Below are 24015 nucleotides of genomic sequence, written 5' to 3' on the forward strand. Positions count from 1 at the left end.
ATTTTATAAAGTTAAGTGTAAAAATTCAAAATGAACGAATTTGGATAAAATAATTGGCTGTTTTAGTTTAGAAAATGCACCATCAATACGGACAAAAAAAGAACTTAATACCTAAACAGGGGTACTAAGTTCTTTTGTAATAGTAGATGAAAATTAACTATCAAAAAGTCATCTTTTCATGCCTTTCTTCATTTGCTTGTAATGCTCCTCAAACCACTCGGGTTGTTCAATTTCATTGTCAAACATATAGTCTGCAATCTGTTCTATATCTTCTTCACTATAAGGTAATTTTTGCATGACTCCAAATCGCCTAACCGCTCCAAACATTTTTGCATCTTTCTCATTTGGGTTTTTAATCCACTTTTGTATATCGTTTATAAACACTTCTTTTGATGTATCTTCAAATATATAGCGTTTTTTAATAGCTATCATTGGGGGTGCCAGCCTCTCTTCTTCAGTTTTAGTAGCGTCATGGCATAAATAACAATGTGTTTCCATAAGCTTTTTTCCCGGATGCTCTTGTAGTACCTTGTTATAAGATTCGGATAGGGTTTTGTTATTTTCATCTTTTGTTTTTTTACAGCCCATAACCATAAAAAATACTATGAAAAAGGCCAATACTTTCATTTTACATAAGTTTAATTAATTATTTTTCATTACCAGAAAAGGGATATCAATGCTAAACGCAAAAGTTTCGACTAAGTGTCGGTTAAATAAGCGCTCTAAAAAAGAATGTTTTTCTCCAACCATACACAGCATTTCTACATGATTCCTAACAATATACTTATGTACAACATCGTACATATCCTTTGTTTTTATATCGATATAATCATGTATGGAATTCACAAATTGCGAGCTAAAAAAATCTATGTTTTCATTTTGTTTCTGCACTAAATGATTTTCGTCTGCAATATGCAAAACATGCAATACAGAGTCATTTAATGCTACTAAATCCACAAGAGGTTTTAGGCGTTCCTCATTAAATTCAGTAGCATTGTTAGTAATAAATGCTATTTTATTCAAGTTGGAAAAGACACAATTATCAGGAATAGCAAGCACTGGCACTTTACAACGTTGTATAACTCGAACCGTGTTGCTGCCAAAGATTACCTTTTGCAATCCAGAAGCCCCTTTAGTCCCCATTACTATTAAATCAACTTGATTTTTTTCGGCAACCTGATCGATAGAATCTATAAAATTATCATAATCAACCATGAAATGAAAATGATGCTTATCATTTTTATAGTGTTCCTTCACTTTAGAAACAATATTTGACAACGACTTTTTTGCCGCATCAATTATTGTGTTGTAAATAGTTGTTGACGATCCAACAACCATCATATCATCAGAAATAAATGATGATGCTTTCTGGACATTAAGTAAATAAAAATCGCATTCAACATCTTTAAGCAATGTTAATGCAAAATGAATAGAATTCATGGAATTTTTAGAAAAGTCGGTAGGTAACAATATCGTTTTCATTAAGGTACAGAATAGGATTGCAAGTAAATATAAGGGGCATACTTAAAAAAAAACATGATAAATGTCATTTGTAGTCCATTACTTATACCTGAAATAAAAGTTGAAAAATAATTTTAAATATGTCATTTTCGGCATAATAAATGTTAGTAAATATGTATCACCCTGCAATCTTAAGTAATAATGTTATTAGCATACTGAAAAATTATGTGGTTGTTAATGGGTAAAAAATTAAATCACTAATCGATTTAAAGAATATAAATGAAAAAAAACCTTGTTTTTCTAACAATTATGGCCTTAGTATTGGCAATAATACTATTAGGACTTCTAATTTATAATTTAGAAATTATCCCTGGTATTGTGGGGTTAATATTTGGGTTGATTGCATATTATCTATCAAAAAAAGTAATTGTATAAACTCTCAAAAAACCATATAGAGTTCATTATCAAACACTTAAAAATAAGTTTTTAAAAAAACAATAAGCATAAAGCTTTAGAATTTTTATTAAAAACCTTACAAAAAACTAAAGTCCAGAATTTTATAACATAGATTAAAACTTAACGGGTAAGTAATTTCTCCTCATTTTGCATATATTTGTACTTTAAAGCTTATAACCAAAAGTTTCCCGCCCTTGAAAATGGTTTGACCAGCTAGTTGCATGTAAAATCTGACTAATTAACACATGAAAACCTTTTTTATATTGTCTGCATTTGTACTAGTAGGTACTTGTTCAACGCCAAAGTATACTGTAAAAATACAAAACCTTAAAAATAGCATTCAATTAGTAGATAGTGTCCACGTTATCAACTATGCCAATAGCATCACTTCAAAAGAATTAAAAACACATTTATATAAATTTTCATCGGATGAATTTGAAGGGAGAAAAGTTGGTGAAAAGGGACAAAAATTAGCTGCTGAGTTTTTAAAATCGTATTACATAAAAGAAAATATAAAATCTCCTCTAGGAGAAAATAATTATTACCAGATTATCCCTAAAGGTTTCTTTTCGGAAGGCATTAATAGCTCCGAAAATGTTTTAGCATATATAGAAGGTAGTGAAAAACCAGACGAAATCGTTATTATATCAGCACACCTAGACCATCTAGGTATTACTGATGATGGTCAAATAAATCATGGAGCAGACGACGATGGTTCTGGTACTGTAGCCATTATGGAAATGGCACAAGCTTTTAATTTAGCAAAAAAAGAAGGACATGGTCCAAAACGTTCTATACTATTTTTACATTTTACCGCAGAAGAAATAGGTAAACAAGGTTCTGAGTTCTATACACAACACCCTATATTTCCTTTAGAAAAAACCGTTACCAACCTAAATATTGATATGATAGGAAGGGTTGACGAATTACACCAAAACAATAAGGACTATATCTATTTAATAGGCTCGGATAGGCATAGTAAAGAACTTCATTACTTATCTGAAAAAATAAACAAAACTTATTTTAACATAAATATTGATTACAGATATAATGCAGAAGGTGAAGGCCACCAATATTACTCGCGTTCAGACCACTATAACTTTGCAATAAAAGGCGTCCCAGTGATTTTTTATTTTAATGGAGAACATAAGGATTACCATGAACCTACAGATACCCCAGATAAAATAGATTACGATCTACTACAAAGACGTACAAAACTAATATTTACTACGGCATGGCAAATTGCCAATCAAGAACATCGTATTGTTATAGACGAGCACAATGAACTGTTAAATTAGATTGAAAAATTGTTATTCTGTTAATTCATTTTTGTATTATCGTACAAAATATATTTTTACAAAATGAAAAAAATAGTAATTCTTCTATATACTACCTTATTGGTAGTTTCATGCACCTCTTCTCAAAATAAAAAGACTTTAAAAAATGCTAATGCAGCCATTGAGTACGCAAAAACTATTACTGCTGCCGAATTAAAAGAAGCTCTTTACATTTACGCTTCAGATGAGTACCAAGGCAGAAAAACGGGTGAACCTGGACAAAAGAAAGCCGTTGAGTTTATTAAAAACCATTATATAGCCACAGGGATTCCTTCTCCTATTGCAGAAGGCGACTATTTCCAGGAAATCCCCACTTCTTACTTTTCTGGTGATATAAAAGACTCCGAAAATGTTTTAGCTTATATAAAAGGTTCTGAAAAGCCAGATGAAGTTATTATAATTTCGGCACACTTAGATCATATTGGCATTTCTGGGAATGGAGACATTAATAATGGTGCAGATGATGATGGATCGGGAACTGTTGCTATTTTAGAGATTGCTGAAGCCTTAAAAAAAGCATCAGATAAAGGCTATACACCAAAGCGATCTATCTTATTTTTACATGTTACAGGTGAAGAAATAGGGTTGTTTGGTTCTCGATATTATACCGATGAAGATCCTATTTTTCCTTTAACAAATACTGTAGCCAACCTAAATATAGATATGATTGGCCGTGTAGACCCAAAACATAAAGACAATAGAAATTATTTATACCTAATTGGGTCGGATAAACTAAGTAAGGAACTGCATAATGTTTCTGAAGCAGTGAACAAGAGATACATTAATATGGACTTTGACTATACCTATAATGATGATGATGATCCGAATCGTTTTTATTATCGCTCAGATCATTACAATTTTGCTAAAAACAATATCCCCGTTATATTCTATTTTAATGGTACCCACGCCGACTATCATAGACCTTCGGATACTCCAGATAAAATTCAATACGATTTGTTGGAAACGCGGGCACGGCTTATTTTCCACACGGCTTGGGAATTGGCTAATAGGGATGAACGGGTGAAAGTGGATTAAGCTTTTTCTTAAGTAGTTTAAATACAAAGATGTATAAAACAAAAAAAGCCTTTCAATTTCTTGAAAGGCTTTTACTTTTGGGTGGATGATGGGATTCGAACCCACGACCCTTGGTACCACAAACCAATGCTCTAACCAACTGAGCTACAACCACCATGTAACTAGCATTTTGTAATGCGTGTGCAAATGTAATTGATTTAAACCTTTTCTACAAAGACTTTTTTCAATTATTTTATGTTGAAATTAAAAATAAAACTGTCAAAAATTTTAACTATTTAATATCGAACAAACTATCAACCGCAATATGACGTTCGACCGTAAAACCTTCCGCATACTCAACACCAACTAATCTTCCCAGATCTCGAGCCCTATAAATAATACTATCTGTAAAGTTTTTGCTAGATATAGGTGTTTCCGGCTCTTTACTATGACTATTATAGAATTGTGTTTTATAAGCTAGTACAGATGCCATCTTTTTATCTATAAAACCAGAAATATCAACAGTCAAATCTGGTTCTAAATTTTTCCATTGTACATAATGATACACTTGCTTAGGCCGCCATGGTGTTTGTAAACTGTGATCGTCACCATGGGTTTCAATTTTAATCAATCCACTTAAAAAACAGGCATCGCTAACCAATTTGCTTCCTTTTCCATGATCTATGTGCCTATCATCAATAGCATTACAAAGTACAATATCTGGCTGATATTTACGAATCATTTTAATGATCTCTAATTGATGCTTTTTATCATTTACAAAAAAACCGTCTGCAAACCCCATATTAACCCGAACAGCAACCCCTAATACATCTGCAGCCTCTTTAGCTTCCACATCTCTAGTTTCTGCAGTACCTCGAGTACCCAGCTCGCCTCTTGTTAAATCTATAACACCTACTTGTTTTCCGTTGGCTATTTCTTTTGCTATGGTACCACCACATCCCAATTCCACATCATCGGGGTGAGCTCCAATAGCAAGAATATCTAATTTCATCTGTTACCTTTTATGTTTATTTATTAGTAAAATACAAACTCAACCACTATAACCTTCCATTATTAAATCATTGATTATATTTTTTTATAGTACATTTTAAGAGCTACAAAGATTAAATTTATTAAATATATAAGAAATCATTAAGAACTCGTTATCACTCTCACGTTTTCGTATTTATTTTCTATAGTTAATACCTCTAAAATCTCATAATTCCCAAAAAATAACACCTTACTAAAAAGCATGACATTCGTCATAATTATTAGTGGTAATCAGCCGTAATTTTACTATGCAATTATAAAACACTAAAACTAATAAACAATTATATAATATGATCTATTTAATGCTCCTCATTTTAGTTATAACCATTGGTTTCTTTGTTTGGGGAAAGTTTACACCAGATATCGTAGCTCTTATGTCTATGATAAGTTTATTCTTAACAGGAATTTTAACGGCTACCGAAACGCTAAGTGGATTTAGCAACCCAACCGTTATTATGATTGCTGCCCTTTTCATTATAGGCGAGGGTATTGCCCAAACTGGGTGGACTGCTTTGGCTGGTAAGAAATTTGTAGAATGGGCGGGAAAAAGTGTTCCAAAACTATTAGTTATAGTCACATTAGGTGCAGGTGTACTGTCTGGATTTGTAAGTAATACAGGAACCGTAGCAACCCTGATGCCTCTTACCATTTCATCTGCTTGGAGCATTGGTACTTTGCCTTCAAAAATGCTAATGCCCGTTGCTTTTGGTTCTAATACTGGTGGCCTACTAACATTAACTGGAACCCCTCCTAATATTATAGCTAGTAATGCTTTAATAGATGCTGGTTTTGAAGGGTTCTCGTTTTTTGAATTCGGATTAATAGGTGTGCCTTTATTAATAATAGCATTAATTTATTTTAGATATATAGGGTATAGGTTATTACCAAAAAATAAAACAAATAATAAGCCTGTAAATATTGAATCTACCCTACACAATTGGATAGAAGCTTATAAAATTGATAATGGCTATTATAGATTACGTATAAGATCGTTATCACCACTAATTAATACAAAAATTGAAGATTGGCAGTTTGAAAAAAGTTATAATGTATCTATCCTTCGTATAAAAAGAAGACACCCAAATGTCTTAAAGGGGATCCATGCATTTGAAGAGTTTCCAGCCCCTAAAACAGAATTGTACTATCATGATATTATAACTGTAAAAGGAGATACAGAGGCTATCAACAAACTAATGATTTCGTTTAGGCTAGGCCTATTACCCCTTGAGCCTATTACCGATGAGCTAAAACGTAATTTAATAAACCAAGAGGTGGGTATGACTGAAGTTATCGTGAACCCTAATTCTATTTTAGTTGGGAGAAAATATAAACTGGGAGATTACTTTAAACGATATGGTATTCAGCTTTTAGCAGCCTCAAGAAACAACAAACCTTTACAAGAAAAGGCTATTACAGTAAAAGCTGGTGATGCCTTTTTAATAAGAGGTACTTGGGAACATATTGATGATTTAAAAAAACAACACGAAAACTTAGTCATTATTGGTAGTCCTGAAGGGATGGCTAAAAATGTTGAAAGCCTGAGTCCAAAATCCTTTATTGCTTTAGGAGCTTTAATACTCATGATCGTTTTCATGGTCTTTAAAATAGTTCCTGGGTCTATTGCTGCCTTAATCTCAGCTGGTATCGTTTTGTTAACGGGCTGTGTACCTATCTCTAAAGCGTACAAAGGGATTAGTTGGACAAGTGTTGTTATGATTGCTGCTATGATTCCTATGGGAGTAGCCCTTCAAAAAACAGGAACTGCACAGGTTATTGCCAATGGTTTGGTAGATTATTTGGGATCTATTCACCCTATATTATTATTAGGTGGCGTATTCCTACTAACAACAACGTTTAGCCAGGTTATCAATAACTCTGCAACAGCTGTTTTAATGGCTCCTATTGCTATACTTGCTGCCAACTCGTTAAATCTCTCGCCAGAACCATTTATGATCGTGGTGGCCATAAGTGCATCAACAGCCTTTTTAACGCCAATAGGTACCACGACCAATGCTATGGTAATGACAGCTGGTGGATACAAATTCATGGACTACCTAAAGGTAGGAGCCCCATTACTATTTATATTTTTTATCATTTCATTAATACTCGTGCCAATAATATGGCCATTTTAAAATTATTTATATGGATCCTTAAAATTTAACAAAATGAAACAAGCATCAAAATTTAAGACACATACAGGTTTAGAACGGTATGGCTTAAAAAACGTAAAGGTTAATTGGAACTTATCGCCTGAAAAACTTCAACAAATCACTGTTGAGAAAGGTATGGGAAAAGAAACTGTAAATGGTACACTTGCCATTAATACAGGTAAATTTACCGGGCGTTCTCCTCAAGATCGTTTTTTGGTAAAAGATGATTATACAGCCAACAAAGTTTGGTGGGGAAAAACAAATAAGCCTGTATCTCCTAAAAATTTTGATGAGCTTAAAAACGAAATAACAAACTATCTATCTGGAAAAGAAATTTATGCCAGAGATGGTTTTGTGTGTGCAGAACCAGAATATCGGACAAAAATTAGAACGGTAACAGAATTACCTTGGTCTAACCTATTTGTCTACAATATGTTTTTACGGCCAAGCGAAAAAGAATTAGAAAACTTTGAAGAAGATTGGCTAGTGCTTTGTGCTCCAGGGTATGTCTGTCCAGACCCCAAGGCTTATGGCATTCGTCAAGGTAACTTTTCAATTATCAACTTTACTCAAAAAATAGCTTTGGTTGGTGGCTCTGCTTATACAGGTGAAATAAAAAAAGGCATTTTCTCAGCATTAAATATGATTTTACCAGTAGAGAAAAACGTATTACCAATGCACTGCTCTGCAAATGTCGGGAAATATGGAGACACAGCAATTTTCTTTGGTCTTTCCGGAACAGGAAAAACAACCTTATCTGCAGATCCTAATAGAAAATTAATTGGTGATGATGAACACGGCTGGACAGAAGATAATATCATTTTTAACTTTGAAGGTGGCTGCTATGCAAAAGTTATTGGCTTAACAGAAGAAAAGGAGCCAGACATTTTTAGAGCTGTTAAACCCGGTGCTTTGTTAGAAAATGTGATATTTAAAGATAATGGTGAAGTAGATTATGAGGATAGTAGCATTACTCAAAACACCCGTGTAAGCTACCCTATTTATCATATTGATAATATTCAAGAAACACTATATGCAGACCATCCTAAAAACATATTCTTTTTAACATGTGATGCTTTTGGTGTATTGCCTCCAGTATCAAAACTAACCCCTGGACAAGCTGCTTACCACTTTATCTCTGGTTATACCGCTAAAGTTGCGGGAACAGAAGCTGGTATTACCGAACCTGTTCCATCCTTCTCTGCTTGTTTTGGAGAACCTTTTATGCCACTACATCCAACCGTTTATGGAGAAATGCTCAGTAAAAAAATGCAAGAAGCTAGTGTGAATGTATGGTTAATTAACACAGGTTGGAGTTCAGGGCCTTATGGTGTAGGATCTCGTATAAAATTAAAATATACCAGGTCCATGATTACGGCAATACTAAATGGTGATTTAGATAATGTGGATTACGAGCAAAACTTTATTTTCGGTTTATTCATGCCTAAATACTGTCCAGGAGTTCCATCAGAAATTTTAGACCCCATGAACACCTGGCTGCAAAAGGGCGCCTATATTGGTAAAGCTATTCAATTAGCACATTCATTCCACTTAAATTTCGAGAAATTTGCAGGTCAGGCATCAGATCAAATCATTGAAGGTGGTCCACTAATTGATGAACATCATCACTTACACGAACACTTCTAACAAATACTTATTCAACCACAAATGAGAGTATCTAAAAATGTCATTCTGAATGAAAATGAAAAACCGCTTTAACATTAAATATTTACACCTTAGCGTTTTGAAGGTTTTCGGCCGTGCTCAAAATGACAGTTCTTAAGCTTTTTAGATGCTCTCTTTTATTATATCGCTCTTTTAAAAATAGATAGAAGGCCTTACAATACGTAATGCCAGACATCTTATTTCTCAAAATTAAAAAACATGAAGTATTATATAACAACATTCATTTTCATATTAACAATATCATTAGGTTACTCTCAAACTTCACCTGAAGACAAATTAGGTGCCTGGTATACCTATTTTGGAAACCACAGAATATCAAACAAATTAAGTATTGTGGCTGGTGGACAAATCTGGGCTTTCGAACCTGCAACAAACCTCAACCTATTCCTTGCTAAAGTGGGAATAAACTATCATATAAACAATAAATTGAAAGTAGAACTTGGCTATAGCTTTTTAGATATTGATAGAAGCATACAACACGTGGAAGGAAGTCATGTATTTGAAAATAGAATATCCGAGCAAATTGCTTTTAAACATAAGCTAAGCAATTTTCCAATAGATCATAGGTTTAGAGTCGAACATCGTTTTTTTAATTCCAGAGCAAGAAATTCTATAAAACATAGATTAAGATACCGATTGGGAACAAAAGTTAAATTAAACAAAACACTTTTTATTCGTATAAATAATGAAGTGCTTTCCACTATTGAAGACGACTTCTCGTCAGCAAATAGGTTTTATACTGCCCTTGGTATCAATCTTTCCAAATCTTGTAACCTACAATTGGGGTATTTAAACAGGTATCTGTTTAAAAAAGATATAAACTTACACAGATTACAAGTAGGATTATTTATAAAAACAGACCATAGGAAAGGTTAATAGCTGTATCTACGAGAGGGGCGTGCAACGTGCAACCTATACAATGCCATTTAAAAGATTGTATGTAGTGCCTCCTCTCCATGACAGTATTCATGACACTTACTTACTTTATAATTATTTTTTATTTAAAAATGTCCAAGCCACAATTCTAGAAATTTTGTGGCCTTGTCCCATATTAATAACTTTAATTTCTGTGGCACCTATTTTTTTTAAAGAGACCTGAACCCCCTTTATCAACTCTTTTTTTGAGACTAAAGTTGTAAACCAAGAGCATTGATTTTTAAACAAAGAACTTTCATATAAATAATTATGGATAAAAGCTTTTTCGCCACCCTTATACCAAAGTTCATTATGTGTTCCTGAAAAGTTTCTAACAAGCTCTTTTGCACCATTTTTATTAAGATCTTTTAGTTTCTTCTTAGTGGCCTCCACAGCTTCTATTTCCGATTTATAAAAAGGCGGGTTGCAAATAGCCGCCGAGAACTTATCCGATTCTTTTAAAACGCCTTTAAGAATATTTGAACTATTTATTTGGTGTCTTAAAACAATCGCTTTTTCTAATCCATTTTTTGAAATAATTTTTTGTGCATACCGTAATGATCTTTTATCTATATCAGTACCTACAAAATCCCAACCATATTCGGCATGACCAAGAATAGGATAAATACAGCTGGCACCAGTTCCTATATCTAAAACACCTATGTTTTTGTTAATTCCTGACTGCTTTAGCAAATCTGCTAAATGATATATGTAATCAACACGACCAGGAATTGGAGGGCATAAATTAGTATCTGGAAATTCCCAGAATTTAACGTTGTAATGAGTAAATAACAACGCCTTGTTTAATGCTTTTACCGCTTTTGGATTGGCAAAATCGATTGTTTGGGTTTTGTATTTATTTTCAAATACAAACCATTTTAAATCTGGATATGTATGACATAATTTATTTAAATCATATCCAGATTTATGTTTGTTATTTACGTGAAAATTTAGATTTGTTTTGATTGTTTTTATTTTAAATAACTATGCTTCTTCAACTGTGTTCCCTTTTTCATCCAATACCAAATAGGGATTAAAAGCTATCTCCCATAGATTACCATCTGGATCTGAAATATAACTACTATAACCACCCCAAAAAACGCTTTCTGGTCGCTTTACAATCGTCACACCTTTTGTTTCTAATGATTGAATCAATGCATCGACCTCTTCCTTCGTTCTTGTATTAAAAGCCAACGAAAATCCTTTAAACCCATTTCCTTCATGGCTCACCCCAGCATCTTCAGCCAATTTCTCTCTTGGGTAAAGCGATAATAAAAGCCCATTTAATTGAAAAAAGGAAATATCCTCGTTGCTCGATGCCATCTTCTTCCAACCAAATTTATTTTCATAAAAATCATTCGACACCTCCAAATCATTTACGCCTAATCCAACTATAGTTAATCTTTGTTCCATATTTTTTTATTCTTTTTCTAAAAATTCTAATCCTGCATTTAAAATTGAAACAATCTTTTTTATTGGCAAATCTTCATTTGGATTTATCCTGAAAATTTCAATGTGCTTATGTTTTGTTTTTTCTAAATCTGGATGATTTAGATATTTTCCTTCCTGCATAAGAAGGCAAGGTTTATTAGTTTCTTTATCTATCCATAAATAGCAAAACACCTTACTTCTGTATTCAAAACAAGGTGTTTTAAATTTTAAAAACTCAATAACTTCTTTATTTTGATCAAAAATAATATTCCTTAACGCAAGCAAAGTACTTTTATTGGGCTCTTTTATGTTTAGATAATATGTATCTGTTTCCTTGATCATTACTCATTAAAACTAAAAAAACGGATATGTCAACTAAACCTTCACAGCTTTCCAATGCCCTTTTTTAAACCAGATAATAGACACAATAGCAATTAGTATTTCTGCCAAGGTAATAGCCCAAAATACGCCTACTGGTCCAAAATCTAAAGTAATCGCCATAACATAGGCAAAAGGTAACTGCAACAGCCAAAAACACACAAAATTTATATATGTTGGTGTCTTGGTATCTCCTGCCCCATTAAACGCATTAACAACAACCATAGCATATCCATAAAAAATATAACCTGCCGCAATAACTCGCAAACATAAACTTCCGTATTTAACAACGTCTGGTGTCGCATTAAACAACACGATTATTTGAGGTGCAAATACTAAATAAACAATGGATACCAAGCCCATAAAAATAGCACTATACTTTCCTGTTTTCCAAACTGATAATTCGGCACGCTCTGGTTCTTTTGCTCCTAAATTTTGCCCTACCAAGGTCGCCGCTGCATTACTCATACCCCATGCAGGCATTAAAGTAAACATCATAACACGAATCGCAATTGTATAACCTGCCAATACCTCACTACCAAACTCACTCATAATACGCATTAAAAACACCCAGGAAGAGGTACCTATTAAAAACTGACCAATACCGCCAAGTGATACTTTAATTAAATTAAGCATAACACCAATACGAATTACCAAGTCTTGAATACCTACTTTAATTTTACTATAACCAAAAAACAGAACAGCTAGTTGAAACACCACCGCAGTGCCACGACCTATGGTTGTTGCAATAGCAGCTCCCTCTACGCCAAAAGCAGGAATGGGACCAAACCCAAAAATAAACATGGGATCTAGAATAATATTGAGTCCGTTAGACAAAATTAAGGTCCACATAGCTACAGAAGCATCGCCAGCTCCACGAAAAATGGCATTGATTAAAAACAATAACATGATTGTTAGATTCCCGCCTAAAAGTATTTGAGTGTACCCATAACCTTCTTCAATAAGATCTGGCTCACCGCCCATAAGTCCTAAAATTTCTTTAGGATATAGTATACCTATCACACTAATAATAGCAGCAACCAAAACACCTAAAAAAATAACCTGAACTGCTGCATTAGAAGCACCTTTCAAGTCTTTTTCACCTACACGCCTTGCCACTATAGCCGTAGCTGCCATGCTTAAACCAATGGCTACTGCATATACCAAAGTAATAACAGACTCCGTTAAACCAATGGTAGCGACTGCATTTACGCTTACCTTAGATACATATAAGATATCCACAAGCGCAAAAATAGATTCCATAAGCATTTCTAAAATCATGGGAATGGATAGCATAAATACAGCACGACGAATACTGCCCGAGGTAAAGTTTTGCTCTTTGCCTGTTACAGCTATTTTAAAATATTGAATAAATTGTTTTAAAGAAATTTTATTTGATTGCATTTTGATTGTATTAAATATGAATAATTACCAAACACATGAAACGCATTTGATAGTTTTAAATCGGGGAATCCCGATGCTTGTACGGAAGTGGAATTAAACAATCATAAGACAAAGATGTGTATTTAATTTTAATTTACAAAATGATTTTTTAGGTAGTTAATTTCCATTCCAATATCTTCGCACCAAAAAATTAAGCAATGCTAAAAGCAGTTATTTTTGATATGGATGGGGTTATTATTGACAGTGAGCCCATGCATAACAAAGCCTATCATGATATGTTTGATGAAGTTGGCATTAAGGTTTCAGATGCATTATATCAATCATTCACAGGGCAGTCTACTATTAATATTTGTAAACGTTTGTGTGATCATTTTAACTTAACCCAAGCCCCAGAAACTTTAGTGGCTTTAAAAAGGAAACACTACAAACGTTTTTTTGAGAGTAATTCTGATTTAACATTAATTGATGGCGTTTTAGATTTAATAAAAGACTACCATCGTAATGGATTAACCTTGGTTTTAGGATCGTCTGCCGCTATGACAAGCATCAATCAGATTTTTGAACGTTTTGATTTAGATCAATATTTTGTTGCTAAATTAAGTGGTGGCGATTTAAAAGCCTCTAAACCTCATCCCGAAATTTTTATTAAGGCTGTTGAAGCTTCTGGTTTCAATAATGATGAATGTATGGTTATTGAAGATTCTACCAATGGTATCGAAGCTGCTAAAGCTGCGAATATTTTTTGTGTAGGCTTTGATAGTTTTCATTCAAAAAACCAAGACTATAGTAAGGCCGATATGACAATAAAGGATTTTAAAGAGATTAGGTTTGACAAAATAAGGTCATTGATTCCTTCTTATTAATCGTCATTATCTTGAGAATTTGCTTTTTTAATGATCGCTTTCAAGCGTTGCTTTCTTAGGGCTTCCTCAGATTTCTTCTTATTTTTTTTCTGAGCCATTAACTTAGCGTGTTTTGCCTTATTTTTTGTATTCTTATCGCGACCCGTCTTAGGCATAACCAGAACTACTTCTTATAATATTTGGCATACCCTCTATACGCAAAAGCTGCTAAAACAGCGACGATGGCACAAGCAATAGCAATAAATTTAACACTCACAATTTGATCACCGCTGGCATAGCTATGCAAACCAGCTAAGTAGAAATTAACACCAAAATAGGTCATCAAAATACTTGCAAATGCCACAATAGACATTAAATTATAAAACCAACGTCCACGAAGTCCAGGTACCAATCGCATATGAATAACAAAGGCATAAACCATAATACTTATAAGCGCCCATGTTTCTTTGGGGTCCCAACCCCAGTAACGCCCCCAACTTTCATTGGCCCACATACCGCCTAGAAAGTTCCCAATAGTAAGCATGACCAACCCTACGGTTAAAGCCATTTCATTTATAATAGTAAGCTCCTTAATATTGAGCAACATTTTCTTTTTATTTTCTTTGGTAGTAAAAATCATTAATAATAACGATACGGCACCTAAAATCATTCCCAAAGTAAATGGACCATAACTCGCCACGATAACAGCTACATGAATCATAAGCCAGTAACTATTTAATACAGGTTGCAGATTTGCAATAGCAGGATCCATCCAGTTCCAATGCGCAATCATTAAAATCATGGATGTTACAAATGCAGTAGAGGCTATAGTTAAATCACTCTTACGACCAAAAGCCAAACCAAAAAACATAGTGGCCCAAGCCACATATATCATCGATTCGTAGGCATCACTCCAGGGGGCGTGTCCAGATACGTACCAGCGTACAATTAATCCAGCCGTATGCAATATAAATAAACCTAAAATGATAAACTTAAAAACAGTTACAGATACATTAATTGCTTTGTTCTTATCTTTAAAAATTTGAATAATCAGTAGAATAAAAAGCAAACTACCTGCATACATATACCAACTAAACAGCTTCTTAAAAATATCGTATTTGTTATACAAAATCTCAGTATGCACCTTATCATCACTAAGCATAACCTCAGCACCGTACTTGTTTTGTGTTTTTTTAAACGCCCTTAAAAGTTTTGATGCTTCAGAGAAATCATCTGTTTGCTTTGCTTGATTCAGTGTATATAAATAGACACTAAACCCATTTTTTATAAAATTACCATAAAGGGAATCTTTTATTTTATTGGGACTATGCCTGTAATCATAAGTAGAAATCCAGGTATTATTTTCATCTTCAGGAACTGGGAATATTTTCAAAGACATACCTTCTACACTATTATATAGTAACGAAACACGCTGGTCTGCTTCTTTAAATTCCTTTTGAAACGCATTAGGGATTTGTGCTCCATAAGCTTCTTCTAAATATGGGGCTAATTTATAGGCACCACGCTCGGTAAAAAAATCTGCTAGTGTGGCATATTTCTCTTCTTTAGAAACATTAATTATTTTTCGAATGGAGTCTGCTTTCTTCGGTTTTAAATAAATAATAGGTACATTATACCAGAGTGTCGGACTTTCTTGTATAGATAAGAATACTTGGTTGGCATCAAAATCTTCATAAGCATCATGTTTACTCAGCTTACGAAGCATCTCTGAGGCATAAGTATTTACAGGCATCATACGACCACTAAGATCTTGAATGACCAGATGTCCAAATTCATCTGCATGGTCTTTAGGCGTTATATTTTTTGCTAAAATAGAGTCGATTTGAGCTTTAGTAGGTTTAGAATGATTGTGTCCATCATTAGCAGAATGTTCTTGAGAAAACATATTCAAACCAAAACATAATAACAAAACAGTAAGCGATTCTGCTTTCTTTGTCTTCACTTTATTTAATTGTCTTTTTAAATCTCCGAAACGTGATCCCTTGACAAATAGAATAGCCATCAATCCAAAATAGAGCATAAAATAGCCTATGTAGGTAAGCAAAGTCCCCCAATAGTCATAATTTACAGATAAAACAGTTCCCTTTTCATCAGGGTCGAAACTTGACTGAAAAAAACGATACCCACGATGGTCTAAAATATTATTCATGAAAATCTTATAATCAAAATCACCTTCCTCCTTATCCAAAACCGTAACCTGACTAGAAAATGCCGAATATCCTTTATCTGTACCAGGATAACGCTCTGCCTCAAAATCATTTAATTTTATATCAAAAGGCAGTTCCAATACTTTAGATCCATATTTTAATGCAAATTCTAAGCCGCCAATTTCAATTTGTTTATAGTTTCCGTTAATGCCCCTTCCTCCTAACAGTCCAACGTGCTTTGTTTCTCCATTGGCCGTAACTTTCAGCACAGCGCCATCGGCATCATTTTTTAAGAGTTTTGATTTCTGAACAACATCAAAAACACCTTTTACCACAGGTTTGGGAAATACCATTTGCATATTACCAATAATATAACGAGAACGCAAGATTAAAGGTTGTAAACTATCTTTCACTAATCTCCCTTGTGCTCTTGTAGCCATGGTCATATATTCGCCTTCAAAAGGAGACTGTATGGTAAGCGAATCATTCTTAAAGGTTATATTTATAGCTCCATCTGTGGGCTTATTTAATGCAAATAAAATGTTATGGATGCTCTGCACTTCTCCTTCTTTCAAAAAATGATTATGCGGCCCGCCTCCACCAGCTTCAACTATTTTTAAATATGCTTCTCCGCTTTCATCTGGTACAATATCTTCTTCTGCCCCAACTATAAACTTTTCTAATTCAATAGTAACTGGTTGTTTATTATAATCGGTTTCAACTTTAAAATCGTTATCCAATCGACCAGAGAAATCGACCTTACTTTCTAAATATCGTTGTTGAAGTTGTCCGTTAACCTTATAATCACCTACAATTTGTCCTATGACATAGGTATCTCTAGATAGGAATGTATTTTCTGTAGCACCTTCCCGAATAGCCATCATCCCTTCAAAACTCACATATCTTGTAACAAAAGCTCCTAGCAAAATAAAGATAAAAGATATGTGTAAAATGAAAGTGGCCCATTTTTCTTTTTTATACAATCGGAATCTAAAAATATTACCTGTAAAGTTTATTACAAAAAATACCATAATAGCTTCAAACCACCATGCATTATAAATTAAATTTCTGGTATATGGCGTTGGTGAAGTTTCTTGTCCAGCATCTAAAAATGTGCCTGTTGCCATAGCTGCAGCAAAAGCAATAAATAAAATAGCAGTAAGACGTGTTGAAAAGAGAATATTGGCGAGTTTATTTTGCATCATTTGAACCCGTTTTTAAGGTTGCGCAAATTTAAGGATTTATGTTTATTATGCCGTGTTAAAGTATTGAAAAAAAGGACATGTGAGTCATATTGAAAAATGAGGTTGTTATTTTAAGGTTTTATTTAATTTTAGTATTAAATCTACACACTTTTAAACAGCCAAACAGATACTGCCTACTGAGGCTCTCTCGCTTCAAATATTTTTAAATATAAAAATGTGCTCATTTTTCTGGCGCGTCTTTTTGCATTTTCAGCATAGTTGCCTTCAAAAAGTTCATCGATAGTTTGAAACCATAAATTTAACCACAAACCAAAGTGAGTTTCGGTGATACTATTATTATGTTCTGCGTCAACTTTTATATGTGCCTCTAAAGGATTTCCTAAATACTTTTGCTCTAGTTTACGCGTCATGAAAAGGCTTGATTCCCAAAAGGCTGTTAAACGTTCTAAATGCGCATCCCAGTCCTTTATGGTCTCATTAAAAAAAGGCCCTAAAACGGGATCTTTTCTTATTTTATTATAAAATGATGCGACTAATAGAAATACATCATCTCTAGATTTTATATCTTTTTTGTTCATAGCATACAAAGTTAAACTAATTATTTCTTGCAAAAGCACGAAAAATAGGGGAAGAAAAAACAATAACTGAAATTGAAAACAACAGTAACTATCTGATATTTAAGTTTCACAAAAACGCTTATAATGTGCGATCGAAAATGTTACCAAACCACGTTAGGTCAAAAAATCATCATTAGTAATTCGTAATTCGTAATTCGTTAGTATTTTAGCAATATGATTTCATTAGTAATTCTTGGTTCGGGCAATGTTGCAACACATTTATTTAAGGCTTTTAATAAAGCTGAAAACGTTAAAATAAATCAGTGGTATAGTAGACGCATAGATGCCATCTCCTCGTATAAAAATGATATAGAAATTATTGACGACCTAGCAAAGATTAAAGATGCAGATGCCTATATTTTAGCTGTTAGTGATGATGCCATTTCTGAGCTTTCGTCCCAACTACCTTTTGAAAATAAATTAGTACTGCATACCTCTGGTAGTGTTAATGTATATGATATAGATAAAAAGCATAAACGTGGTGTTTTCTATCCGCTACAAACCTTTAGTAAGGATACTGAAATAGATTTTAAGCATGTGCCTATTTGTATTGAAACTATTGACAAAAAAAGTTATCCTATCATAAAAAATCTAGCTATAGCTCTTGGTGCTCCTACAAAAAGAGTAAATAGCGATCAGCGTAAAGTATTACATTTAGCAGCTGTTTTTGTTAATAATTTCACCAATCAACTTTATAGAATTGGACACGAAATAACTGAAAGTCAAGGTGCCGAATTCGACCTTTTAAAACCGCTTATTCTTGAAACTGCAAAAAAAGTACAAAACTTATCTCCTTTTAAGGCACAAACAGGTCCTGCTAAACGTGATGACAAAAAAACTATGCTTAAACATTTAAAGCTTTTAGAAAATCAACACCACAAAGATATTTACCAACTAATAACCAACTCTATACAACACACACATGGAAGAAAAAAGCTATAAAGAATACTTAGAACATATCACAACCTTCATATTTGATGTAGATGGTGTTTTAACAGATGGCACCATAACCATAACCTCTTCTGGTGAAATGCTAAGAAAAATGAATATCAAAGACGGTTATGCTTTAAAAACTGCCGTAGATAATGGCTATAATGTTTGTATTATTTCTGGAGGTTCTAATGAAGGGGTTCGTATTCGTTTGCAAGGGTTGGGAATTACCAATATTTATTTAGGCGCACATAACAAAATTCAACAATTAGAAGACTATCTTAACAATAACAGTATTAAATCTGAAAATGTGCTTTATATGGGAGATGATATCCCTGATTACCCTGTGATGAAACGTATTGGCTTACCTTGTTGCCCTCAAGATGCTGTTCCAGAGATAAAGAATATATCAAAATATATTTCTCATAAAAAAGGTGGCAAAGGTGCCGTTCGCGATGTCATAGAACAGGTCCTTAAGGTACAGGAAAAATGGAATGGTAATTTTGGGGCTAAGTATGATTAGACGTTAGACGTTAGACGTTAGACGTTAGAAAAATATATATTTGTGTATTCGTGGCCATATTTTTAATTATTCATTTTTAATTTTTAAATAAACATTGAATTTTCTAAACCTTATCCGCTGGAAAAACCTACTCATGATTGCCCTTGTGCAATTACTTATTAAATATGCCTTTTTAGAGCCATTTGGAGCTCAAACAAGTTTAACATCTGTAGGGATAGCATTACTAATCCTTGCAACTGTGTCTATTGCTGCAGCAGGAAATATTATTAATGACATTTATGATGTTGAAACCGATTTTATAAACAAACCAAATAAATTAATCGTTGGAAAATCCATATCAGAAAAAACAGCTTATAATTTATTCATTATTTTTAATGTTATTGGGGTTGGCTTAGGTTTTTATGTATCGCATCTGGTTGGCAGAAGTCCCTTTTTTTCCATTTTTGTCATTATTTCGGTATTACTTTATGTGTACGCTACTTATTTAAAACGAACACTTTTAATAGGTAATATGGTTATTTCTGTATTGGTAGCATTAAGTCTTATTATTGTTGGAGTTTTTGAGTTACTTCCTGCCATTACCCCTAAAAACCAACCATTACAATTAGCCTTCTTTAAGGTTATTTTTAACTATGCCATATTTGCATTCATTATTAATTTGCTAAGGGAAATAACTAAAGATATTGAAGATATTGATGGCGACTATAAAGCAGGTATGAATACATTGCCTATTGCAATTGGCAGAGAACGTGCTAACAAAGTATTGTTTGTTTTATCGCTTGTCCCTCTTTTTGCGATTGCTTATTATACCATTAATTCACTGTATAAAAACCTGGCTGCTGTTATCTATTTTTTGCTATTCATAATTGGCCCTCTTCTCTACACAAGTATCAAAACTTTTAGTGCCTCAACAAAAAAAGACCATCACCATATTAGTAACATGCTTAAATTAGTGATGCTTTTTGGCATGCTTTCCTTACTTCTTTATATTTTTATTTTGAAGAAGTAACAATTTAAAACGAAATAGAAGTTGGAAACACGAAGCTAGAAGTTGAATATTTTTATTGGAAGACAAAAAGTTAAACCAAAATCAAATACTGCTAGCAAGCACTGAACACTAAAACTATGCTTAACGAAAAACTAAAACACCATCGTATTATTTTAGCTTCTGGTTCCCCTAGAAGACAAGCGTTTTTTAAAAACCTAGGATTAGATTTCGAAATCATTTTAAAGCCTGTTAAAGAAGAGTATCCGCCACGTTTAACACACTTTGAAATTAGCAATTATCTTGCCCAGTTAAAAGCCCTACCTTTTAAGGATAAATTAAACAACAAAGATATCCTTATTACCAGTGATACCATCGTTTGGCATGACAATAAAGCCTTGGGAAAGCCTAAAGATAAAGATGAAGCTTTTTCTATTTTAAAATCTTTGAGCAACACGACACACGAGGTCATTACATCTGTTTGCTTTACAACAAAAACTTATGAAAAAACGCTGCATGCCATTACTAAAGTAAGATTTAAGGATTTAACCGATGACGAGATTACATACTATATAAATACCTACAAGCCTTTTGACAAAGCAGGAGCCTATGGTATCCAGGAATGGATTGGACAGATAGGGGTAACCAAACTAGAAGGTTCTTATTTTAATGTTATGGGGCTCCCTACACACCTTGTTTACAAAACGTTAAATGATATTGTTGACATAGTATAAGTTTGTAACTTTATCATACTTAATACCAAAGTCATGATACAATCACTTAAAAAAATTATAAAGGCAGAATTAATATTCTATACTATAATTGCTATTATATGCTTATTAACTTCTTGTAAAAAAGAAAAAGCATCAAAAGATTTAGCCCTTAACACAACAAAAAAACTTGTTGTAAATAATGATTTAAAGCCCAAAGAACTATCACAAGAATTTAAAAATTACTGGTATGCTGGCGAAGCCGAAATATCTTCATACAAATTAGAGCAGGCCCGTTATGGCGAAATAAGAAACGGTAAAGCTGTTTTAATTTATGTTACAGAAGACTTTTTGCCAGACATACAAGTAAAAGCAGATAGGCAAAATAAAAACAACATTTCTGTTTTAAAGTTAAATGCCACTAAAAATTTTAACACAGGGATATACCCTTATTCTATAATGCATAGTACTTTTTATCCTGTTTCAAACGATAGACATGCAATAAAAATATCCAATTCTATGCAAGAATGGTGTGGTCATGTATACGCGCAACTCAATAACAAAAAACAATTTGAGGTCATGTCGCATTCATATTTTGAAGGAGAAGCCGATAACAGTTTTAGATTAGATAAAACCGTTTTAGAAAATGAACTATGGGCACAATTGCGCATCGCTCCTAAATCGCTTCCAACAGGTGAACTAAAAATCATTCCTTCTTTTGAATATAGCCGATTAAGACATGTTCCCATAAAAGCTTATAAAGCTACGGCAATTATGAAAGAAGGCATATATTCAATCACCTATCCAGAACTAAACAGAACATTGTCTATAGCATTCAATCCCAACTTCCCTTATGATATTTTAGGTTGGGAAGAAACATTTAAAAGTGGGTTTGGAACCGGTGCCAAGGTTTTAAAAACAAAAGCAACGAAACTAAAAACTATTAAGTCTGCATATTGGGGCAAAAACAGCAATAAAGACGAAATTTTAAGGGATACACTTCAATTGAAATAGTTGTTTTATCTTTGACATATCTTTAAAATTGTTAGAATGTCAGACTATTTTTCTTTACATCAGGATAAAATTATAAATTCTGTTATTGTACTTTTTATATTCTTTATCCTTAAACTTATTATAGGATTAATAGTTCGGGCCATTGGAAAATCGAAAAAAATCCTGGTAAGTCGGGCAAAAATAGTGGCTCGATATTTTTCGGTAAGTATTTTTCTTATTGCATTACTTATTATTGCCTTTATTTTTGGAGTCAATATAGACGATTTAGTAGTTATTTTTTCATCTGTATTTGCCATTATCGGACTAGCTTTATTCGCTAGTTGGTCTATATTAAGCAATGTCACATCTGGCATTATACTATTTTTCTCCTTCCCTTATAAAATAGGTGATAAAATTAGAATTCATGACAAAGAATTTGAAATTGAAGCTGTTATAGAAGATATAAGGTCCTATCAAATTCATTTAAGAAAAGACAATGGAGATTTAATAACCTATCCAAACAATATGCTCTTACAAAAAGCAGTAACCCTCATAGAAAAAGATGCATTTGATAAGTAAAAGCTAGAATTTTCCATATATTTAATAGATCATTAATTTATATGGCTAAAACTAGAAATAATAGTTATAAGAAAAAAGCTGGACAAGCTCCTGGTACGTTAATATATACAGGTGAGAAACAGTCTCAAAAACTTTTCATTGAAGCTTTCGATTATGATGAAAATCAATATACCGAAAATGAATTATCAAATATAGAAGAGGCTTTTGGGTTTAAACATACCAATTCCAAAACATGGATAAATTTAAACGGCCTTAACCATATAAAAGATATTGAAACACTTGGCAAACACTATAACCTCCACCATTTAGTACTTGAAGATGTTGTTAATATTTCTCAACGACCAAAAATAGACGAATACGAAGATTACCTTTTTATAGTATTAAAAATGCTTTATTATGACAAAGGTGAAACCATTGTATCGGAGCAGGTTAGCTTCATCTTAGGCAAGAGCTATGTACTAACATTCCAAGAATCAGAAGGTGATGTATTTGAGTCTGTAAGAGATCGCATAAGGATGGCGAAAGGACGTGTACGCTATATGGAATCTGATTATTTATTGTATGCTTTAATAGATGCTGTAGTCGATTATTATTTCAATATTATTGAAGTTTTAGGAGATAAAATTGAAGATTTTGAAACTGAAATATTTTCAGGCAACGCTAGTGAAGATACTAGCAAAAATATTCAAGACTTAAAACGGGAAATTTTAAGGGTACGCCGTGCTATTTTTCCACTTCGCGAAGTTATTAGTAGAATTGAAAAAAATGACAACGAACTCATTCAGCAAAAAACCATCACCTATTTTAGGGATATTTACGATCACTTAATCCAAGTATCTGAAAATATCGATATTTACAGGGAAATGATTTGGAGCTTAATGGATATGTATATGACAACCATTAGCAATAAAATGAATGAAGTAATGAAAGTTTTGACTATCATGGCTTCTATTTTTATTCCTCTTACCTTTATTGCTGGCATCTACGGTATGAATTTCGATTACATTCCAGAGCTACAATATAAATATTCTTACTTTATTTTATGGGGTGTTATGATCGTTCTTTTTGTTGGAATGCTTATATACTTCAAAAAGAAGAAGTGGTTATAACCCAACATATCGTCAAACCATCTTGCCAATCATTAAAGGGTAACGTTAAAGAAACATTAAAAGCAACTTGAT

General features: G+C 33.1%; 22 protein-coding genes and 1 tRNA gene. 13 read left to right on the forward strand and 10 right to left on the reverse strand.

The window, feature by feature from the left end; genetic code table 11:
* Positions 1-168: 168 nt before the first annotated feature.
* Both HHX25_RS01430 and HHX25_RS01435 read right to left on the reverse strand, forming a co-directional pair.
* Positions 169-627, reverse strand: coding sequence for a c-type cytochrome (locus tag HHX25_RS01430; RefSeq protein ID WP_240964197.1), 459 nt, complete (start codon positions 625-627; stop codon positions 169-171).
* 15 nt (positions 628-642) lie between these two features.
* Positions 643-1482: a universal stress protein gene (locus HHX25_RS01435; RefSeq protein ID WP_169669335.1), complete on the reverse strand. Its 840-nt coding sequence runs from the start codon at positions 1480-1482 to the stop codon at positions 643-645.
* Between the two features lie 680 nt (positions 1483-2162).
* Between HHX25_RS01435 and HHX25_RS01440 the strand changes: the two genes are divergently transcribed.
* Positions 2163-3215, forward strand: a complete 1053-nt coding sequence (locus HHX25_RS01440; protein ID WP_169669337.1) for a M28 family peptidase — start codon at positions 2163-2165, stop codon at positions 3213-3215.
* 63 nt (positions 3216-3278) lie between these two features.
* A complete protein-coding gene (locus HHX25_RS01445) occupies positions 3279-4289 on the forward strand; it encodes a M28 family metallopeptidase (protein WP_169669339.1) in 1011 nt (336 codons plus the stop codon).
* A gap of 80 nt (positions 4290-4369) precedes the next feature.
* On the opposite strand, the gene HHX25_RS01450 is transcribed toward HHX25_RS01445, so the two are convergent.
* Both HHX25_RS01450 and bshB1 read right to left on the reverse strand, forming a co-directional pair.
* A tRNA-His gene (locus tag HHX25_RS01450) sits at positions 4370-4443 on the reverse strand.
* 117 nt (positions 4444-4560) lie between these two features.
* The gene (gene bshB1 / locus HHX25_RS01455; RefSeq protein ID WP_169669341.1) at positions 4561-5280 is read right to left on the reverse strand and encodes a bacillithiol biosynthesis deacetylase BshB1; all 720 of its coding nucleotides are present in this window, start codon (positions 5278-5280) and stop codon (positions 4561-4563) included.
* 328 nt (positions 5281-5608) lie between these two features.
* On the opposite strand from bshB1, the gene HHX25_RS01460 reads away from it, so the two are divergent.
* From HHX25_RS01460 to HHX25_RS01470, 3 genes are all read left to right on the forward strand, one after another.
* Positions 5609-7450: an SLC13 family permease gene (locus tag HHX25_RS01460; protein ID WP_240964199.1), complete on the forward strand. Its 1842-nt coding sequence runs from the start codon at positions 5609-5611 to the stop codon at positions 7448-7450.
* Between the two features lie 33 nt (positions 7451-7483).
* Complete coding sequence (gene pckA, locus HHX25_RS01465) at positions 7484-9115, forward strand: phosphoenolpyruvate carboxykinase (ATP) (protein ID WP_169669343.1); 1632 nt, start codon at positions 7484-7486, stop codon at positions 9113-9115.
* A gap of 237 nt (positions 9116-9352) precedes the next feature.
* The gene (locus HHX25_RS01470) at positions 9353-10030 is read left to right on the forward strand and encodes a DUF2490 domain-containing protein (protein WP_169669344.1); all 678 of its coding nucleotides are present in this window, start codon (positions 9353-9355) and stop codon (positions 10028-10030) included.
* Between the two features lie 114 nt (positions 10031-10144).
* On the opposite strand, the gene rlmF is transcribed toward HHX25_RS01470, so the two are convergent.
* From rlmF to HHX25_RS01490, 4 genes are read right to left on the reverse strand one after another with little or no spacing between them, the layout of a single operon-like run.
* Positions 10145-11044, reverse strand: a complete 900-nt coding sequence (gene rlmF / locus HHX25_RS01475) for a 23S rRNA (adenine(1618)-N(6))-methyltransferase RlmF (RefSeq protein ID WP_317169054.1) — start codon at positions 11042-11044, stop codon at positions 10145-10147.
* Between the two features lie 9 nt (positions 11045-11053).
* On the reverse strand, positions 11054-11482 hold the full coding sequence (locus HHX25_RS01480) for a VOC family protein (RefSeq protein ID WP_169669346.1): 429 nt from the start codon (positions 11480-11482) through the stop codon (positions 11054-11056).
* A gap of 6 nt (positions 11483-11488) precedes the next feature.
* Positions 11489-11842, reverse strand: a complete 354-nt coding sequence (locus HHX25_RS01485; RefSeq protein ID WP_205957969.1) for a DUF1801 domain-containing protein — start codon at positions 11840-11842, stop codon at positions 11489-11491.
* Between the two features lie 33 nt (positions 11843-11875).
* Positions 11876-13282: an MATE family efflux transporter gene (locus tag HHX25_RS01490; protein WP_169669348.1), complete on the reverse strand. Its 1407-nt coding sequence runs from the start codon at positions 13280-13282 to the stop codon at positions 11876-11878.
* A 197-nt stretch (positions 13283-13479) separates the two neighbouring features.
* Here HHX25_RS01490 and HHX25_RS01495 point away from each other — a divergent pair, with 197 nt between their 5' ends.
* Positions 13480-14145 carry an HAD family hydrolase gene (locus HHX25_RS01495; protein ID WP_169669350.1) on the forward strand — a complete coding sequence of 222 codons (666 nt, stop codon included), beginning with the start codon at positions 13480-13482 and terminating at the stop codon, positions 14143-14145.
* Between the two features lie 163 nt (positions 14146-14308).
* Here the strand turns inward: HHX25_RS01495 and ccsA are convergent, their stop codons facing one another.
* Both ccsA and HHX25_RS01505 read right to left on the reverse strand, forming a co-directional pair.
* Entirely contained in the window at positions 14309-17494 is a 3186-nt protein-coding gene (gene ccsA / locus HHX25_RS01500) for a cytochrome c biogenesis protein CcsA (RefSeq protein ID WP_169669885.1), read from the reverse strand.
* 176 nt (positions 17495-17670) lie between these two features.
* Positions 17671-18075, reverse strand: coding sequence for a group III truncated hemoglobin (locus tag HHX25_RS01505; protein ID WP_169669352.1), 405 nt, complete (start codon positions 18073-18075; stop codon positions 17671-17673).
* A gap of 213 nt (positions 18076-18288) precedes the next feature.
* On the opposite strand from HHX25_RS01505, the gene HHX25_RS01510 reads away from it, so the two are divergent.
* From HHX25_RS01510 to corA, 7 genes are all read left to right on the forward strand, one after another.
* Positions 18289-19056 (forward strand): Rossmann-like and DUF2520 domain-containing protein, encoded by a 768-nt coding sequence (locus tag HHX25_RS01510; RefSeq protein ID WP_169669354.1) that lies wholly within the window; start codon positions 18289-18291, stop codon positions 19054-19056.
* Positions 19037-19567, forward strand: a complete 531-nt coding sequence (locus tag HHX25_RS01515; RefSeq protein ID WP_169669356.1) for a KdsC family phosphatase — start codon at positions 19037-19039, stop codon at positions 19565-19567. The genes HHX25_RS01510 and HHX25_RS01515 overlap by 20 nt, the downstream gene beginning before the upstream one ends.
* 94 nt (positions 19568-19661) lie before the next feature.
* Complete coding sequence (locus HHX25_RS01520; protein ID WP_169669358.1) at positions 19662-20576, forward strand: geranylgeranylglycerol-phosphate geranylgeranyltransferase; 915 nt, start codon at positions 19662-19664, stop codon at positions 20574-20576.
* 116 nt (positions 20577-20692) lie between these two features.
* Positions 20693-21286 carry a Maf-like protein gene (locus tag HHX25_RS01525; protein WP_169669360.1) on the forward strand — a complete coding sequence of 198 codons (594 nt, stop codon included), beginning with the start codon at positions 20693-20695 and terminating at the stop codon, positions 21284-21286.
* A gap of 33 nt (positions 21287-21319) precedes the next feature.
* Positions 21320-22276 (forward strand): septum formation inhibitor Maf, encoded by a 957-nt coding sequence (locus tag HHX25_RS01530; RefSeq protein WP_205957970.1) that lies wholly within the window; start codon positions 21320-21322, stop codon positions 22274-22276.
* A 36-nt stretch (positions 22277-22312) separates the two neighbouring features.
* Entirely contained in the window at positions 22313-22834 is a 522-nt protein-coding gene (locus HHX25_RS01535) for a mechanosensitive ion channel domain-containing protein (protein ID WP_169669362.1), read from the forward strand.
* Positions 22835-22875: 41 nt separating this feature from the next.
* A complete protein-coding gene (gene corA / locus HHX25_RS01540; RefSeq protein WP_169669364.1) occupies positions 22876-23943 on the forward strand; it encodes a magnesium/cobalt transporter CorA in 1068 nt (355 codons plus the stop codon).
* Positions 23944-24015 lie beyond the last annotated feature (72 nt).

Origin of the sequence: Flavivirga algicola, assembly GCF_012910715.1 — a bacterium.
Lineage (GTDB): Bacteria > Bacteroidota > Bacteroidia > Flavobacteriales > Flavobacteriaceae > Flavivirga > Flavivirga algicola.